The sequence below is a fragment of the Neorhizobium sp. T7_12 genome (genome assembly GCF_002968535.1).
GTDB lineage: Bacteria > Pseudomonadota > Alphaproteobacteria > Rhizobiales > Rhizobiaceae > Neorhizobium > Neorhizobium tomejilense.
The window spans coordinates 358,599-374,134 of record NZ_PVBK01000004.1 but is presented as its reverse complement, the minus strand read 5'-3'; the positions used below and the strand labels follow the sequence as shown (position 1 = coordinate 374,134).

At 61.6% G+C, this 15,536-nt stretch carries 13 protein-coding genes and 1 tRNA gene; 8 read left to right on the top strand and 6 right to left on the bottom strand.

Going from position 1 to position 15,536, the window contains the following annotated elements; genetic code table 11:
• On the top strand, positions 1 to 886 hold an 886-nt coding region (locus C5J26_RS13350), incomplete at its 5' end, for an ABC transporter permease subunit (RefSeq protein WP_245441162.1).
• 1 nt (position 887) lies between these two features.
• Entirely contained in the window at positions 888 to 1,706 is an 819-nt protein-coding gene (locus tag C5J26_RS13345) for an ABC transporter permease (RefSeq protein WP_105402175.1), read from the top strand.
• Between the two features lie 3 nt (positions 1,707 to 1,709).
• On the opposite strand, the gene C5J26_RS13340 is transcribed toward C5J26_RS13345, so the two are convergent.
• Together C5J26_RS13340 and C5J26_RS13335 are read right to left on the bottom strand one after the other, a co-directional pair.
• Complete coding sequence (locus C5J26_RS13340; protein ID WP_105402174.1) at positions 1,710 to 1,958, bottom strand: hypothetical protein; 249 nt, start codon at positions 1,956 to 1,958, stop codon at positions 1,710 to 1,712.
• A 28-nt stretch (positions 1,959 to 1,986) separates the two neighbouring features.
• Positions 1,987 to 3,861 carry an AsmA-like C-terminal region-containing protein gene (locus tag C5J26_RS13335; RefSeq protein ID WP_172745850.1) on the bottom strand — a complete coding sequence of 625 codons (1,875 nt, stop codon included), beginning with the start codon at positions 3,859 to 3,861 and terminating at the stop codon, positions 1,987 to 1,989.
• A gap of 181 nt (positions 3,862 to 4,042) precedes the next feature.
• Here C5J26_RS13335 and C5J26_RS13330 point away from each other — a divergent pair, with 181 nt between their 5' ends.
• A complete protein-coding gene (locus tag C5J26_RS13330) occupies positions 4,043 to 5,995 on the top strand; it encodes an acetoacetate--CoA ligase (protein ID WP_105402172.1) in 1,953 nt (650 codons plus the stop codon).
• 347 nt (positions 5,996 to 6,342) lie between these two features.
• Here C5J26_RS13330 and C5J26_RS13325 read toward each other — a convergent pair whose 3' ends face one another.
• The gene (locus tag C5J26_RS13325) at positions 6,343 to 10,284 is read right to left on the bottom strand and encodes an ATP-binding protein (RefSeq protein ID WP_105402171.1); all 3,942 of its coding nucleotides are present in this window, start codon (positions 10,282 to 10,284) and stop codon (positions 6,343 to 6,345) included.
• A gap of 237 nt (positions 10,285 to 10,521) precedes the next feature.
• On the opposite strand from C5J26_RS13325, the gene C5J26_RS13320 reads away from it, so the two are divergent.
• Positions 10,522 to 10,968: a phasin gene (locus C5J26_RS13320; RefSeq protein WP_105402170.1), complete on the top strand. Its 447-nt coding sequence runs from the start codon at positions 10,522 to 10,524 to the stop codon at positions 10,966 to 10,968.
• 147 nt (positions 10,969 to 11,115) lie between these two features.
• A tRNA-His gene (locus C5J26_RS13315) sits at positions 11,116 to 11,192 on the top strand.
• Positions 11,193 to 11,375: 183 nt separating this feature from the next.
• Here the strand turns inward: C5J26_RS13315 and C5J26_RS13310 are convergent.
• From C5J26_RS13310 to C5J26_RS13300, 3 genes are all read right to left on the bottom strand, one after another.
• Entirely contained in the window at positions 11,376 to 11,981 is a 606-nt protein-coding gene (locus tag C5J26_RS13310; RefSeq protein ID WP_105402169.1) for a hypothetical protein, read from the bottom strand.
• A gap of 188 nt (positions 11,982 to 12,169) precedes the next feature.
• Positions 12,170 to 12,814 (bottom strand): NrsF family protein, encoded by a 645-nt coding sequence (locus C5J26_RS13305; protein ID WP_105402168.1) that lies wholly within the window; start codon positions 12,812 to 12,814, stop codon positions 12,170 to 12,172.
• A complete protein-coding gene (locus C5J26_RS13300; RefSeq protein ID WP_105402167.1) occupies positions 12,811 to 13,359 on the bottom strand; it encodes a sigma-70 family RNA polymerase sigma factor in 549 nt (182 codons plus the stop codon). The genes C5J26_RS13305 and C5J26_RS13300 overlap by 4 nt, the downstream gene beginning before the upstream one ends.
• A gap of 185 nt (positions 13,360 to 13,544) precedes the next feature.
• Here C5J26_RS13300 and C5J26_RS13295 point away from each other — a divergent pair, with 185 nt between their 5' ends.
• The 3 genes from C5J26_RS13295 to C5J26_RS13285 all read left to right on the top strand — a co-directional run bounded on the left by C5J26_RS13295 (position 13,545) and on the right by C5J26_RS13285 (position 15,531).
• Positions 13,545 to 13,808: a pentapeptide MXKDX repeat protein gene (locus C5J26_RS13295; protein ID WP_105402166.1), complete on the top strand. Its 264-nt coding sequence runs from the start codon at positions 13,545 to 13,547 to the stop codon at positions 13,806 to 13,808.
• Positions 13,809 to 13,903: 95 nt separating this feature from the next.
• Positions 13,904 to 14,758: a cytochrome b/b6 domain-containing protein gene (locus C5J26_RS13290; RefSeq protein WP_105402165.1), complete on the top strand. Its 855-nt coding sequence runs from the start codon at positions 13,904 to 13,906 to the stop codon at positions 14,756 to 14,758.
• On the top strand, positions 14,755 to 15,531 hold the full coding sequence (locus C5J26_RS13285) for a molybdopterin-binding protein (RefSeq protein ID WP_105402164.1): 777 nt from the start codon (positions 14,755 to 14,757) through the stop codon (positions 15,529 to 15,531). The genes C5J26_RS13290 and C5J26_RS13285 overlap by 4 nt, the downstream gene beginning before the upstream one ends.
• Positions 15,532 to 15,536: the final 5 nt, after the last annotated feature.

The following is a 15,536-nucleotide window of genomic DNA, read 5'->3' as shown; positions in this document are numbered from 1 at the left end:
CAGACCCAACCCCGCCCGCTGGCTGGTGGTCGCGGTGCCCTATCTCTGGCTGCTGCTGTTCTTCGTCGCCCCTTTCCTGATCATCTTCAAGATCTCGCTCTCCGAGACGGCGATCGCCATGCCGCCCTACACGCCGCTCTTTGAAGGGTTCGGCGCATTTGGCGATTTCGTCTCCGAACTGGACCTCGACAACTATCTCTTCCTGACCGACGATCCCCTCTACATCGAGGCCTATCTCTCTTCGCTGCGCATCGCGGTGATCTCCACCTTCCTGCTGCTGCTGATCGGTTATCCCATGGCGCTCGCCATGGCCCGCGCGCCGACCATGCTGCGGCCGACGCTCGTCATGCTGGTCATCCTGCCGTTCTGGACGTCCTTCCTGATCCGCGTTTACGCCTGGATAGGCATCCTGAAGCCCGATGGCCTGCTGACATTGCTGTTCCAGTCGGCCGGCCTTCTCGGCGCAGATGAGCAGGTCCAGGTCTTCCGCACCGACTACGCGGTCTTCATCGGCATCGTCTATTCCTACCTGCCGTTCATGGTCCTGCCGCTCTATGCGGCTCTGGAAAAGATGGACAACACTCTGCTGGAGGCCGCGAGCGATCTCGGCTGCCCGCCCTGGAAGGCATTCTGGAAGATCACCTTCCCTTTGTCGCTGCCGGGCGTGATCGCCGGTTCGATGATCTGCTTCATCCCGATCACCGGTGAATTCGTCATCCCGGATCTGCTCGGCGGTGCCGACACGCTGATGATCGGCAAGACGCTGTGGACGGAGTTTTTCGGCAACCGCGACTGGCCGCTGGCATCGGCCGTGGCGGTCATCCTGCTGATCATGCTGGTCGTGCCGATCATGATTTTCCAGAACCAGCAGAAGAAGGTGGCTTGAGATGAAATCATCCCGCTTCGATGCCACCGTCCTGACCCTCGGTTTCGCATTCCTCTACATCCCGATCATCATCCTGGTGGTCTATTCGTTCAATGCCTCCAAGCTCGTCACGGTTTGGGGCGGCTTTTCGCTGCAATGGTACAAGACCATGTGGTCGAACCAGGGCCTCATGGACGCCGCCTGGGTAACGGCACGCGTCGGCATCATCAGTGCCACGATCGGCACGGTGCTCGGCACGCTCGCTGCCCTTTCACTCGTGCGCTTCACGCGCTTTCCGGGCCGGATGCTGTTTTCCGGGATGATCTATGCGCCGCTCGTCATGCCGGAAGTGATCACCGGCCTGTCGATGCTGCTGTTGTTCGTCGCGGTCGGCATCGATCGCGGTTTCTGGACTGTCATCATTGCGCATACGACCTTCACGATGTGCTATGTGGCGATCGTCGTGCAGTCGCGGCTGCTGACCTTCGACCGGAGCCTGGAGGAAGCGGCCCTCGATCTCGGTTGCCCCCCGGTCAAGACCTTCTTCAAGATCACCCTGCCATTGATCTTTCCGGCGGTCATCGCCGGCTGGATGCTGGCCTTCACGCTGTCGCTGGACGACCTGGTGATCGCGAGCTTCACCACAGGTCCCGGCGCCACCACGTTGCCGATCAAGATCTACAGCCAGGTTCGCCTCGGCGTCACGCCGGAAATCAACGCGATCTGCACCATCCTGATCGGGCTTGTCACCATCGGCGTCATCATCACCTCGATCACCACCAAGCAGGCCGAGATGCGGCGTATCCGCGACGAGCATGTCGCAGCCCGTGGTACGACCTGAGGCTCACTCGCCTCCGCGCGGCGGCAGGAAGATGTAGATGAGCAGCCAGGCCGGCAGCACGATGACGGCCCCGAGCACGATGCGCGGCACCGACCAGACATAGGCGCTCTCGAGCCCGAGCCGGATATCGTCCGGCGTCAGGTGCAGGAGCGCCAGCAGCGACGGCATGGTGATGCCGAAGAAGCTCAAGACCGCGCCCATGATGAGACAGGCGAGCAGCGCCTTGCATAGATTGATCAGGAACCGCGCCACCAGATTACCCCCATCCGGTTGATTCGGCTCATTGTAGGGGTTTCGCCGGAGTTTGCGAAACAGGCCAGATGACCGGGTTGGGCCAGGACCCGCCGATGAAGACCATCAGCGGCGCGGTAGTGGCACGCTGCGGGATCGTTTCGACGATCGCCGAGAGCGCGAGGCTGTTGTTGATATAAGGAATGACGCCCGAAAGCGTCAGCGTTTCTGCGGCACCGGTGATCTTCCCCTCGCGGATATCGGCCGAACCGTCCGCAAGATTGGCGGATATGTCGATATGGTCGAATTCCAGGCTGCCGGTGCCGGCATCGCTCAGGGGGAAATAGGGTTTTTGCGCCGCAAGCTGCCGGATGCCGGCAATATTGACGCCTGAAAACGAGCCGCGGTCCGCGCGAAAGCGCAAGGTACCCTTGGCGTTGCGCCAGGCTTCCGGCTCCAGCGGCCGGTCGACGTCGAGCGCCAGGTCCAACGATCCGCGTGCCGCCGGAAGTGGCCCGGCGAGGCCGAGTTCCCTGACGATATTTCCGAAATCGGCGTCCTGCACAGCAAGGCGCAGGGCGACGGCCCCGGCCACGCCGCCTTTTACGGTGGCGACCCGGCCGGTCAGCCGGCCCGTCTCGAAATCGCTGTCGGCAATGTCGATACGGGATTGCTCGCCGGTGTTCATCACGCTCACGGCGGCCTCCGAAAGCTGGAAAGGTCCGAGCGTCGCCTGCTGGGCGGAAAGCCTCAGGTCGAGTTCCAGATCGGCGAGCTGGCCATCGCTCTCGCTGGTGTCTCCCATGGTGCGCGGCGCAATGGCGGCAAGTGCGGCGGAAAAATCCATCCGGTCGAAGGCGAGCGTGCCGGTCAGTCTCGGCGGCTTGTCCGCGGGCAGCAGCAGATCGAGTACGCCCGTCGCCTTGGCGTCGTTCAGGCTGAGGGAGAGGTTGTCGAAGCGCAGGACGTTGTCGTTGGTAACGAGGTGGGTCGTCAAAGAGAAGCTTTTCAAGCGTTCCGTGCCGGAAAAGTTCAGACCGGCCCAGCTCATCGCCGCCGCAAGGTCGGGGACCGTCAGTTCGGCATCGCCGGAAAGAAATGCCTGCGTCGCAAGATCGGCGACGCCTCGGAACTGGCCCCGAAAGAGGGAGGACGCCATCGTGCCCGAGATATCGCCGCTTTTGCCCGAGAGCAGCAGCAGGGGCTGGGTCGAGCTTATGTCCAGCGTCAGCGCCCGGCCGTTGAGCTCGGCATCCGCCTTCAGCTCCAGGCCGCGAGAAAGCCAGGGCCAGTCGAGCGTTCCGTCGATCGATTGGAACCGTGTGACGCGGCCGCTGGCGAGGTCGGAGATTTCGAGTGTTCCGTTGGTGATGCCGACATCGCCCATGCGTGCATCGTCATCCGCCGTCAGCGCCTGGCCGCTGCCGTCCGGCCGTGCATCGCGCACTGCACGGCTGAGCAACCCGTCATTCGCCCAGTCGAGCCTGCCGTCGACCTCCCGGATGACGTAGATTTCCGGATCCGTGAGCCGAAAATCCTTGAATTCGGGCTGGCCGACCAGGGCCTGCACGAGATCGAAGGAGGCCGAAAGCCGCGAGACCCGGCCGAGCACGCGCTCGCCGTCTTCCGCCTGCTTGCGGATGGTGATGTCCCTGAGCGTGACCCGAGGCTCGGGCCAGAAGCGGATATCCGGTGTTCCCTCGATCTCCACGTCATGGCCGGTCCATTCGGCGACCGCCCGCTCCATGCTTTCGCGCACGACGGCCGATGAAATGAGGAACGGTGCGATAACCTGGAAAAGCGCGAACAGGCAGAGAGCGACGATGGCACCGATCAGAACGCGGCGCGACCGCCGGCCCAGCGGGCGGCCCAGGTTCTTCCGCAGATTTCCGATCGGATTGGTGAGCATGATCATCACGCGCATATAGGAAATGCCGGCCCCGTGCAAATCCGGGAAACATCCCCGGCGGTCTCCTTTATAATGCGGTGCAACATGCTATAAAAGCCGATACGCTGCGAGCTCGCAGGGTCTGGCGTGATGGAGACGAGGCCGAACCCTGGTTTCCGATGTCGGGGCGAGGTTCTCCGAGGGTGGAGGAATGGGAATGGGCAATGAACAGCCGCTCTGGGCGCCCTCGAAGGAAGTACAGCAGAAAACCCCGCTTTATCATTTCATCAATTGGTGCGCTGAGCGTTTTGGCAAATGCTTTCCCGACTATGATGCGTTCTACGCGTGGTCGATCAGCGAGCGCGCCGAATTCTGGTCGGCGGTCTGGGATTTCTGCGGCGTCAAGGGCGAGCGCGGCGAACGCGCGCTGATCAACGGCGAAGACATGCTTGCCGCGCGTTTCTTCCCTGATGCGACGCTGAATTTCGCCGAAAATCTACTTTCCGGAACAGGCGCCGGAGACGCGCTGATCTTCCGCGGCGAGGACAAGGTGAGCTATCGCTGGTCCTGGGATAAACTTCGTGCCGAAGTCTCTCGTCTGCAGCAGGCCTTCAGGGTGCTCGGTATCGAGAAAGGCGACCGCATTGCTGCGATGATGCCGAATATGCCGGAAACCATTGCCTGCATGCTGGCCGCCGCCTCGATCGGTGCCATCTGGTCTTCCTGTTCACCTGATTTTGGCGAACAGGGCGTGCTCGACCGTTTCAGCCAGATCGACCCAAAGCTGTTCATCACTTGCGACGGCTACTGGTACAACGGCAAGCTCCAGGACGTCGTCGCCAAGGTGAGGGCGGTTTCCTCGGTGCTGAAGACGCCGGTTCTGGTGGTGCCTTATACCGGCGACGCTCCCGCACTCGCCGCATCGCTTGCCGATGGCCGTACACTTGCCGATTTCACGGCGCCTTATGAAGCGAAGGCCGTCGAGTTCGCGCCTCTGCCGTTCTCCCATCCGCTCTACATTCTCTTTTCGTCCGGCACGACCGGCGTGCCGAAATGTATCGTCCATTCGGCCGGCGGCACGCTGTTGCAGCATCTCAAGGAACATCGCTTCCATTGCAGCCTCGAGCCTGGCGAAAGAATGTTCTATTTCACCACCTGCGGCTGGATGATGTGGAACTGGCTGGCGTCAGGCCTCGCAGTCGGCGCCACGCTCTGCCTGTTCGACGGCTCGCCCTTCGCGCCGGACGGCAATGTCCTGTTCGATTATGCCGAAGCTGAAAAGTTCGCGGTGTTCGGCACCTCGGCGAAATATATCGACGCGCTCCGCAAGGGCGGCATCGTGCCGAAGGAGAGCCACGATCTGGCTGCGCTCAGGCTCGTCATCTCCACCGGTTCGCCGCTCTCGCCGGAAGGTTTTTCCTTCGTCTACGAGGGCATCAAATCCGACGTGCATCTCGCCTCGATTTCAGGCGGCACCGACATCGTTTCCACCTTCGTGCTCGGCAATCCGTTGAAGCCGGTCTGGCGTGGCGAGATCCAGGGGCCGGGTCTGGGGCTTGCCGTCGACGTCTGGAACGACGACGGCAAGCCGGTACGCCGGGAAAAAGGTGAACTCGTCTGCCCCAAGGCCTTCCCGTGCATGCCGCTCATGTTCTGGAACGATCCCGAAGGGCAGAAATACCGGGCGGCCTATTTCGAGCGCTTCGAGAATGTCTGGTGCCACGGCGATTTCGCTGAATGGACCGAACATGACGGCATCGTCATCCACGGCCGTTCCGACGCCACGCTCAACCCGGGCGGCGTACGGATCGGCACCGCGGAGATCTACAACCAGGTGGAGCAGATGGAGGAGGTCGCGGAAGCCATCTGCATCGGCCAGGACTGGGACGACGACGTCCGCGTCATCCTCTTCGTCCGCCTCGCCGGCGGCCTGACGCTGACCGAAGATCTTACCAAGGCGATCAAGGCCCGCATCCGCACCGGCGCTTCGCCGCGCCATGTACCGGCAAAGGTCATCCAGGTCGCCGATATCCCCCGCACCAAGTCCGGCAAGATCGTTGAGCTGGCGGTCCGCGACGTCGTGCACGGCCGGGCAGTCAGGAACAAGGAGACGCTCGCCAACCCGGAAGCGCTCGATCTGTTCGACGGACTTGTCGAGTTGAAAAGCTGATGCGCCGGGTATCACCAACGAGGCGAGATGTATCGATACGGCACATCTCCGGCATAAATTCCAGAAATGGGTCGCTGTTAACGACCCATTAAGCCGCTTTGATCAAAAGTGGAGCAACATGGTTTCGTCTCGTGTATGAACTACGCCTAGCCGCGAGCTTTCATAGACATGACGTCTCCACCGACCCTCGTTGGACAGCATTAAACTTCAAAGGCAGCTTCGGCTGCCTTTCTTTTAATGTCTGAAGCAACCCAGGGGCGCCGTAAGTTTCGCCGCAACCATCAGTGTGCCCGCTACTATCACAAGCCGAGCCACGAGGATGCGAAAACCAATCGCAGTCTCCCGGATCAGTTCGCCAGCACCCGCGGCGAGGGGAAGGTGATTTCCACCAGCGTGCCTTCGTTCGGTGCAGAGGTGATCGCGAAGGCGGCGCGGTTTGCATCGACCATCGCCTTGGTCAGCGGCAGACCAAGGCCCGTGCCGTCGCCGCGCTTGCGGGAGGCGCTCGCAACCTGGCGGAACGGCTTCATCGCAAGCTCCAGCTCCGAGCGGGTCATGCCGATGCCGGTATCGCGGACGCGAAGGACCACGTTGCCGTTGGTCTCGTAGGCGGTGGACACGACGATCTGGCCGCCGGAGGGCGTGAAGCGGATGGCGTTCGACAGGATGTTCAGCACGATCTGCTTGATCGAGCGCGGATCGGCGACCACCTGCGGCACGGCATGCGAGAGGGCCGTGCGGATGATCACCCGCTGGCCGTTTGCCTGCGGCTGCACCAGCGAGACGGCTTCCGACACCGCCTCGTTCAGGCCGACCGCGACGAAATCAAGCTCCATCTCGCCGGCCTCGATCTTGGAAATGTCGAGGAGGTCGTTGACGATATCGAGCACATGCCGGCCGGAGCGGCTGATGTCATTGGCATATTCCACGTAACGCGCATGGCCGATCTGGCCGAAACGTTCGCTCGCCATCATGTCGGCAAAGCCGATGATCGCGTTGAGCGGTGTGCGGATTTCGTGGCTCACATGGGCGAGGAACTCGCTCTTGTGGGCATTCGCCGTCTCGGCAGCACGCTTGGCCGTGCGCAGCTCGTCTTCGGTGCGCTTCCACTGGGTGATGTCGCGGATGACCGCGCAATAACCGTTCGAGGAGGTCAACTTGCCGATCGTCATGAACAGCGGCAGGAAGCCGCCGGAAGCCTCGCGGCCGATGACTTCGCGGCCGTCGTTGAGAACGCTCGCCACGCCATGGCCGGCAAGTCCGGCGAGATAATCGAGGATCGCCCGCTGGCTTTCATGGGCGAACAGGGTGACGAAAGGTTTGCCGTTGATCTCTTCATTGTCGTAGTTGAAGAGCGCGCTTGCCGCCCGGTTCAGGGAGCGGATGTCGCCATCGGCGCCGATGATCACCACGCCGTCGGTGGCCGTTTCCAGGATGGCGCGCAGCTCGGTTACCTCGACCTGCAGCTTGGCGAGCTGGTCGGCGGCGCGAGGCGCGCGCAGGGGAATGACCGCCGCCGCTTCGCCATCCTCGGTGGAGCCCTGGGTCTCGGCCACGACCGGCATCAGCGCCAACATCAGAACGGTCGAATTGTCCCAGCGGACGGACTGCAGACGCGCCGTCACCGGCACCAGCACATCGTCGGCGCGCACCACGACCATGCCGCCGGCTTCCGTTGTCTTGCCTTCGAGGTCCTGGCGCTGCAGCAGCGCATCGAGACCGCCGACTTCCGCCAGCTCGTCGATCGAGGCATAACCGGTCAGCCGCAGGAATTCCGGATTGCCGTAGATCAAGGTGTCGCCGCTGTGGACGAGAAGCGCCACCGGCATCTGGTCGACGATCTCCGCGGAAAGGCCGATACGTTCGCGAACCGGTATCATCTGGCTCAACAGTTCGCGGTCGGAAAGCTCCGGATGCGGATCGGCCGGAGCCTCCACAGCGGTTTCCGTGTCTTCGGTGGGCTCGATCGGCCCGTCGGCAAAAGCCTGGTTCGCGTCTTCGGCGAAGGCGATCGCCTCTTCCTCGGAAATCTCTTCCGAAACGGGCGCGACAGGTTCCTCGTGCACCGCCTCATGCTCGAACTGTGCCGGCTCTATCGCGCTCGGCTCGTTCTGTTCGACAACAGGTAGCTCCGCCTCGCCCGAGGCCTCCGGCGTCTTTTCCTCGTTGCGGCGACCGACGAAATTGTCGAGCTGTCGGGCGATTTCGCGGAAAGCCGCCTGTTCCACGGGGGTGAGTCCGTCGCGGCGGTTGGAGCGGCGTTCTTCCAGCTGGATGACCTTGTCGGAATGGCGGCGGCCGGCATTGTCGACGATCCGCAGTGCCGGGCGTTCGCCGGCCGGCCAGTCGAGCAGCGAAGGGATCTGCCGCCCCGACTTGGACGGCTGCGGCGCGTCCTCTGGCGCCGGCTCCGGCAGCAGGTCTTCGGATGGCGCTGCATCGGCGGATATGTCTTCGGCAGCAGCCGGCTGCTCGGCATCTTCCGTGACTTCCGGTTCCCCGGATGTCACGGGCTCATCCGTTGCAATGGCCTCTGCAATCGATTCGTCGCTCGCGGGAACTTCGACGATTGTATCTTCGACGGCGCTGAGTTCAGGAGCGTGCTCCTCAATCTCGGCGATTTCCGCCGGCGCCTCGGCAACTTCGTCCTGCCAAACGGGCAGATTGTCTTCCGCCGCCAATTCCGGCGCATCGACAGGCATCTCGTAGGCTTCCGAAACGATATCCCCTTCCGGTTCGGCCACATCCTCCGGCACCGCCCGGGTCAATGTCAGGCCGACGGCATTCGGATCCTCGGCTGCATCGCCGATGCGCACGATGCCAAAGCCGCGAAAACCGTCGAACTCGCGGGTGCGGGTATAGGTCGGCAGCGCGGCGAGATCGACCGGCACCATCAGCGACGTGCCCTCGATCGGCCACCAGATCGTCTTGCCGGACCAGGTATCGCGCTTCTGGAGCAGCTCGGTGATTTTGCCCTCGGGATCGAGATGGAAGAGGGCGGCGAGATCGGTGAAGGCCATACCATTGATATCGGCGGCGTGTGGGCCGACGGCATCGGCAAATTCGCTCGAAACTTCCCTGAACCGGCCTTCCGCATCGATCTTCCAGACGAAGCGGGTCGCGCGCCCGTCGCCGCGGAAGACAAAACCAACCGGTTCCGGCGCGGCAATTTCGGCGGCTGCGGGTTCGATTGAAGGCGCAACGTCTACTGTCTCCAACTGAGCAGCAGATGTTTCCTCGATCGCGGTTGGCGAAACCAGTTCTTCGGCCGTCTCGATCGCGTCATCGAGGGAAAGGGCCTCGACGTCCGCGGCCGGCACGGCATTTTCAGGCGCGACCTCTTCTACCGGTTCATCGAGAGCAGCCGGCTGCACCGGCGCGACATCGCCGCCGGCTTCCAGCGAAATTTCTTCTTCCGGCTCTTCCGTATCCTCGATTTCGGATACAGCGGCGATCACCTCGGCAACATCGTCCACCGGCTCGGCCTCGACCGTGAAGTCCTCGGTGTCGTCGCTCGCAGCGGGTTCCGTGGTGTCCTCGCCGATCTCGGCATTCGCCGGATCGTCTTCGGCGAGCGTCGGTGCCTCGTCGCGGGGCTCATAGCCGTTGGCGACGGCGGCGCGGCCCTGTTCCGTCTCGACCGTGAACAGGAGATGCAGGGCCGGTTCGTTGGAGAGCTTGCCGATCGCAGCCGGCAGGTAGCCCTTGGAGGTCGGGATCGGGCGCTTGACGAGGCGGCTCGGATCGGCGCCAGCCATGGTCGCCATTATCTTGGCCGTCTGCACGGAAACGCCGAGCCCCGCGAACTCGGCCGAGGCGGCAAGCACCTCACCGTTTTCGTCGATCACCGCCATATGCGTATCGGGATCGTCGAAGCCTTCGATCATCCGGGCAGCGGAGGCCGAAGGCGCGAGCCTGCCTCGTTCCACCGGCGCGCTGAACAGCACGGCCGTTTCGCCCTGAACCTGGACGAGCTCGCAAATTGCCTGCACGGGAATGCGCTGGAAACCGGAGGCGACGCGGATCGTCAGGTTGCGGATGTCGCCGACTTCGCCGAGCTGGCGCGCGGCCGCTTCGATCTGGCGGAAGGCGATATCGACGCGGTTGGGACCCTGGTCGAGGAAATCGTAGATGGAGCCGAAACCGAAGAGATCGGCGCCGCGCCCGTTCGCCCAGAGAGGGCTTTGCATGTCCGGAGAAAACAACACGATCGCTTCGCCTGCCGCAAAACGATCGCGGACGCGCTCGTGCACGGCAATGTCGATGAACGGGTATTGAACTGCGGACATAGGCAAAACCTACAGGGCGTTTGTGACCGGATTTCTACGTAGTTTAACGGATTGTTAATAACCTTCCCCTGCCTTCGGGTCGAGAGCGGCGCTATCCAAACCTCCGATAGGGTTAATTCCGGGACTCATTTTATTGTGCAGCGCACAATCATATTGCAATGCACAACGAGATGGTCTATATAAGAGGCATGACATCTTCGGTTCTGCCGAAGAAATCGCCAACGAGGACCTGAAACGATGGCATACAAGACCGACGATATCTTTTCCTTCTCCGCTTTCGATCCGTCCAAGATGACCGAAGGCTTCCGCGACTTCGCCGAAAAGGGTGCCACCCAGTCTCGCGAAGCCTATGCTAAGATGAAAACCGCTGCCGAGGAAGCCACCAAGACGGTGGAATCCACAATGCAGTCGGCCCAGGCTGGTTCTGTCGAACTCGGCCTCAAGGCGATCGACGCTCTGCGCACCAACGCCGAAACCTCGCTGACCCATATGGAATCGCTGCTCGGCGTGAAGTCCTTTGCCGAACTGATCGAACTGCAGACCGGTTTCATCCGCAAGCAGGCTGAAATCACGGTTGAGCAGGCCAAGTCCATGCAGGACACCGCCCGCAAGATCGTTGAAGACGTGACGAAGCCGGGCAAGGAAGCCGCTGAAAAGGTTATGACGACCTTCAAGGCTGCCTAATTCCTAGGGCGTGATTTTAAGGAGAAGGCCGGAGCATGCTCCGGCCTCTTCTATTTGCGGGATAGGACTTTCTATTTGCGGGATAGGACTTGCAAAAAAAGTCCGATCGCCGTATGTGACCCCCCAACGGCGCCCAAGGGCGTTTGTGCGGTTGTAGCTCAGTTGGTTAGAGCGCAGGTTTGTGGCACCTGAGGTCGGAGGTTCGAGACCCCCCAACCGTACCATTTCTTCTCTCAATGAAATCAGAGAGATAGAGAAAGCCACAAAAATCGGTATAGTGCCAAAATCAGAAGTTATACCGATCTCGCGTCTGCGCGAGAGGATAGGCGACAGCAAAATCGCATGGTTTGCGAGGCACCTAACCCAGGGGGTACCCTTCTGCGGTTCGATTCGTTGCGCGGATTTGCCTACAGCCGAACAGCTACCGGGCCGGAACCTGCGATGATATCGAGAGCTTGGTTGACGTGAGCATCTGTCAGAACCACTTCATGATACCAGTCTGTCTGTTCGTCTGGCTCGAAAGCTGGAGGAAGGACTTCTGGCCACGATTTGAGCAGTTGAAGGCCCGGCTCTGAATTGTTGTGTTTGAGCGTATTGATGAGATGCCTGACCTTGTTGAGTTCGGGTTGAACGTTGATGTTATTGGCGGTCGCCTCGCTCAGAAGCTTCGTGTGAACGCGCCCGTGATATCCAGTGTCTTTCCGAGTAGCGCGCTCCCAGTGATGGTAGAGAGCAATTACAAAGGCCTTGCGAGCCTCAACGACAGCTGCTTTGCAGACCTCCTCGTCCATTTCCAGCAGGCGTTCGCGATCCCATAAGAGGAAGCCGTCCTCGTCCCTTTCCTCGTCCGGCTCCCCTCCGTCGACGAGGTACTGCCTGTACTCCAGTAGCTCGGTGCCAATCGCATCAGACTTCTGTTCGAGCGCGAGAATCGCAGAGCTGTACCCTTCTTTCAGGACACGTAGACCTCGCTCGAAGTCGTAACCGATCATGTTGAAATTCATCTCGACCATGTTGCCGCTCGTCCCTGGAGATTACGAAGGCTCCCACTAGGAGCCTTACTGCTGTGCAACTCAACCTATCCACGTATTCGGTGAAATTGCAACGCATCAGGTAAAGCCTTAGTTTTGTGGCAACTTATCGGAATTTGGCGGCGCAGGCGTTGCGCCCGTTTGTGCGGATTCGGAAGTTTACCGCCGGCTTACCAGCGCAGCAGCCGGGGTCCCAGAAGTGCGCCGAGAATGCCGGTCAGCAGGATGCCGAGCGAATACCAGATGAGCACGAAAGGCATGCCGTTCTCGGTGCAGAACCAGGAATAGACCCAGGCGCCGGCGGCACCGGCCGCAATCCCGGCGATGAAGCCGGTGAGCCTCAGGTCCGTCGGCGCGCCGCGGCGCAGCACCCACATGTTCCCGGCAAGCACCGGCAACGCGAAGAGGAAGATCAGCAGAGGGCAATGGAGCGCTGACGATCCGATGATCAAGGAGCGATAGGTCTCAGCCGGAGACATCATCAGCTGGCCGACCGCAACCACGGCCATGATCGCAACGATCGCCGCCGCGAACTGGAAGAACCGCCCCCTGGAACCGTCGGGCCGCGCCAGATGGTAGGCGGCGAGGAACGCGGCGATCGCCAGCAGCACGTTATAGGCGGACTTGATCCAGAACACCGGCAACATCAGAGCTTCCGCTAGGTCTATGCGCAGGCCGAGGACCGCCAGCATCAGCACCAGCGACACGGCGAGCGCCGGCAGCACGCCGGTCACGAAGCGGCGCGCCAGCGCATGGCGCGGCACCGGCTTCAATTCGCCCACCAGGTTGTCGATGATGTCGTCCGTCTTTCTCACTGTCCGCCTCGCAATTTCTCCGCCAGTGCCTTGATCCCTCTATGAATGCCGACCTTGACGGCCGATTCCGATTGGCCGGTCCGGCTTGCCGTATCCGCGACGGATTGGCCCTCGAGCTTCACCTGGCGGATCAATTCCCGCTGTTTCGCCGGCAGGCCATCCAGAAGCCGTTCGACATCCATGCGTGCCGTCAGGCCTTCCTCGTTGTAGTCGCTCTCGAAATCCTCGCCGAGCTCCGTTTCCGCCATCATCCGGCTGCCGCGGCCGCGATGGTGGTCGATCAGCTTGTAGCGGGCGATCGAGAAGAACCATGCGGTAAACGGCCGCTCGCGATCGTAGGTTTCCCGGCGGGAATGCAGCGCCAGCAATGTTTCCTGGACGAGGTCTTCCATGTCCGCTTTCGTCGCAGCAGCCATTCGGCGGCTGTAATATCCGACAAGCAGGACGCGCACTGCGTTGAGCAAACGCCGATAGGCGGCCTCGTCCCCATCAAGAGACAGAAGCATCAGGGCCTTCAGGGCTTCTTCCGAATGGGTGCTCGTCATGCTGTTCAAATGATTATTCGGAGAAGCACATAAACGGTTACATCCGGAATGGAAAATAATCCGGGTGCTTTCGGCCTATCACATAACCGTGACGCTGTAACGACTTTCTGCGTGGGTCGAATTGATGGCTGTGAGCCCTCGGCACGCAGCCGGCGGACACATCGATTGATCCCAGGAGGGCATCCATGACCAAGCTTCTTTCCAGCCTCGCAGCCTGCACCGTCGTTGTCGGTCTTTCGCTTGCCGGCGCGGCGAACGGCCAGAGCAGCATGAACTCCGACGCGATGAAGAAGGACTCCATGAAGACCGACGCCATGAAACCGGATGCTATGAAGAAGGACTCGATGGCGACCGGCAGCACCAAGACCGACTGCATGCACAAGGCCGGCATGGAAAAGGATGCGATGAAAAAGTCCGAGATGATGAAGGCCTGCGACGCGATGAAGTGACGCCTTGAAATGATTTGACCGCGGCCGCTGAAACTTTCTGCCCGGCGGCCGCGTCTATCTTCTGGAGCCCGATTCCCGCATTCGGAGGAAACACCATGGCCACGATCGATGCCGGCGCTGCGACCGGCCGGACGGTCATCTACCGCCACAGCCTGCTGGTGCGCTTGTCGCACTGGGTGAATGTGCTCTGCATGACCGTGCTGCTGTTCAGCGGCCTGCAGATATTCAATGCGCACCCGGCGCTCTACTGGGGCCAGTACGGTGCGAATAACGATCCTTCCTTCATTTCCACGGAGGCGGTCGAGGATGGTGACAAGGCGAAGGGCCTCACGCATATCGGCTCGCTCACCTTCGACACGACCGGATTTCTCGGCGTTTCCGACGTGGACGGCGAGGCGACCGCACGAGGGTTCCCCGATTGGCTGACGATCCCGAGCTATCAGGATCTCGCAAGCGGCCGGCGCTGGCATTTCTTCTTTGCGTGGCTGTTCGTCATCAACGGCTTCATCTATCTCGCCTATGGATTGGTGAGCCGTCATTTCCGCCGCGATCTCCTGCCGGCCCGGGACGAACTGACGCCCGCCCATATCGGCCACGAAATCGTCAATCACGCCCGGCTGCGGTTTGCGAAAGGGCCGGAGGCGCGGCATTACAACACGCTGCAGAAGCTCAGCTATGTCGCGGTGATCATCCTGCTCCTGCCGCTGATGATCCTGACGGGGCTCACCATGTCGCCCGGCTTTAATGCCGTGGCACCCTGGCTGCTCGATGTCTTCGGCGGCCGGCAGTCGGCCCGCACGATCCATTTTCTCACCGCGTTTTCGCTGGTCGCCTTCGTGGTGGTCCACGTCGCGATGGTGATCCTGTCGGGCGTCTTCAACAATCTGCGTTCGATGATCACCGGCTATTACGCGATCGACCAAGGGGACATTAAGGGAGGCAAGCAATGACCAGCATCCTCACCCGCCGCCGCTTTCTGATCGGCGCGACCATGACGGCTTCGGCGCTCGGTTTGAACGGCTGCGACGCGCTTGTCGAAAGCGACCGGACGAAATCGGTCCTCAAGATCGCCGAGGGGCTTTCGATGAAAACCCAGCGCTTCCTGCTCGGCGACAACGCGCTGGCGCGCGAGTTCACGGAGGCGGACCTGTCCCCGGTCTTCCGCGCCAACGGCACCAGCATGCCGGACAATCCGCAATATCTCGACTGGATGAGCCGGCAGTTCTCGACGTGGAAGCTGGAGGTCGGCGGCCTGGTCGAAAAGCCGATGCAGCTGTCGCTTGCTGAATTGAGGGCCCTGCCGGCCCGCACCCAGATTACCCGGCACGACTGCGTCGAAGGCTGGAGCGCCATCGGCAAATGGACCGGCGTGCCGCTCGGCGCTCTGCTCAAGACGGTCGGCCTGAAGCCCGAAGCCCGCTACATCGTCTTCCATTGCGCCGACGAATACGAAAAGTCGCTCGATGGCAGCGGCTGGTACTACGAGAGCATCGACCTGGTGGATGCCTTCCATCCCCAGACCATTCTCGCCCACACGATGAACGGCCGGGACCTCGAAGTCGCGCATGGCGCGCCGCTACGGCTGCGTGTCGAGCGCCAACTCGGCTACAAGCACGCAAAATATCTGACCCGCATCGAGGCGGTGGCCGATCTCGGTCGCCTTTATGGCGGCAACGGCGGTTTCTGGGAGGATCGCGGCTACGAATGGTATGCCGGGATCTGACGAGG

What these genes read in the sequence shown, in the direction of transcription:
- C5J26_RS13295 (WP_105402166.1), top strand. Translation starts at nt 13,545, where the DNA reads ATGACCAAGCTTCTTTCCAGCCTCGCAGCCTGCACCGTCGTTGTCGGT.
- C5J26_RS13320 (WP_105402170.1), top strand. Translation starts at nt 10,522, where the DNA reads ATGGCATACAAGACCGACGATATCTTTTCCTTCTCCGCTTTCGATCCG.
- C5J26_RS13345 (WP_105402175.1), top strand. Translation starts at nt 888, where the DNA reads ATGAAATCATCCCGCTTCGATGCCACCGTCCTGACCCTCGGTTTCGCA.
- C5J26_RS13285 (WP_105402164.1), top strand. Translation starts at nt 14,755, where the DNA reads ATGACCAGCATCCTCACCCGCCGCCGCTTTCTGATCGGCGCGACCATG.
- C5J26_RS13325 (WP_105402171.1), bottom strand. Translation starts at nt 10,284, where the DNA reads ATGTCCGCAGTTCAATACCCGTTCATCGACATTGCCGTGCACGAGCGC.
- C5J26_RS13335 (WP_172745850.1), bottom strand. Translation starts at nt 3,861, where the DNA reads ATGCGCGTGATGATCATGCTCACCAATCCGATCGGAAATCTGCGGAAG.
- C5J26_RS13310 (WP_105402169.1), bottom strand. Translation starts at nt 11,981, where the DNA reads ATGGTCGAGATGAATTTCAACATGATCGGTTACGACTTCGAGCGAGGT.
- C5J26_RS13330 (WP_105402172.1), top strand. Translation starts at nt 4,043, where the DNA reads ATGGGCAATGAACAGCCGCTCTGGGCGCCCTCGAAGGAAGTACAGCAG.
- C5J26_RS13300 (WP_105402167.1), bottom strand. Translation starts at nt 13,359, where the DNA reads ATGACGAGCACCCATTCGGAAGAAGCCCTGAAGGCCCTGATGCTTCTG.
- C5J26_RS13290 (WP_105402165.1), top strand. Translation starts at nt 13,904, where the DNA reads ATGGCCACGATCGATGCCGGCGCTGCGACCGGCCGGACGGTCATCTAC.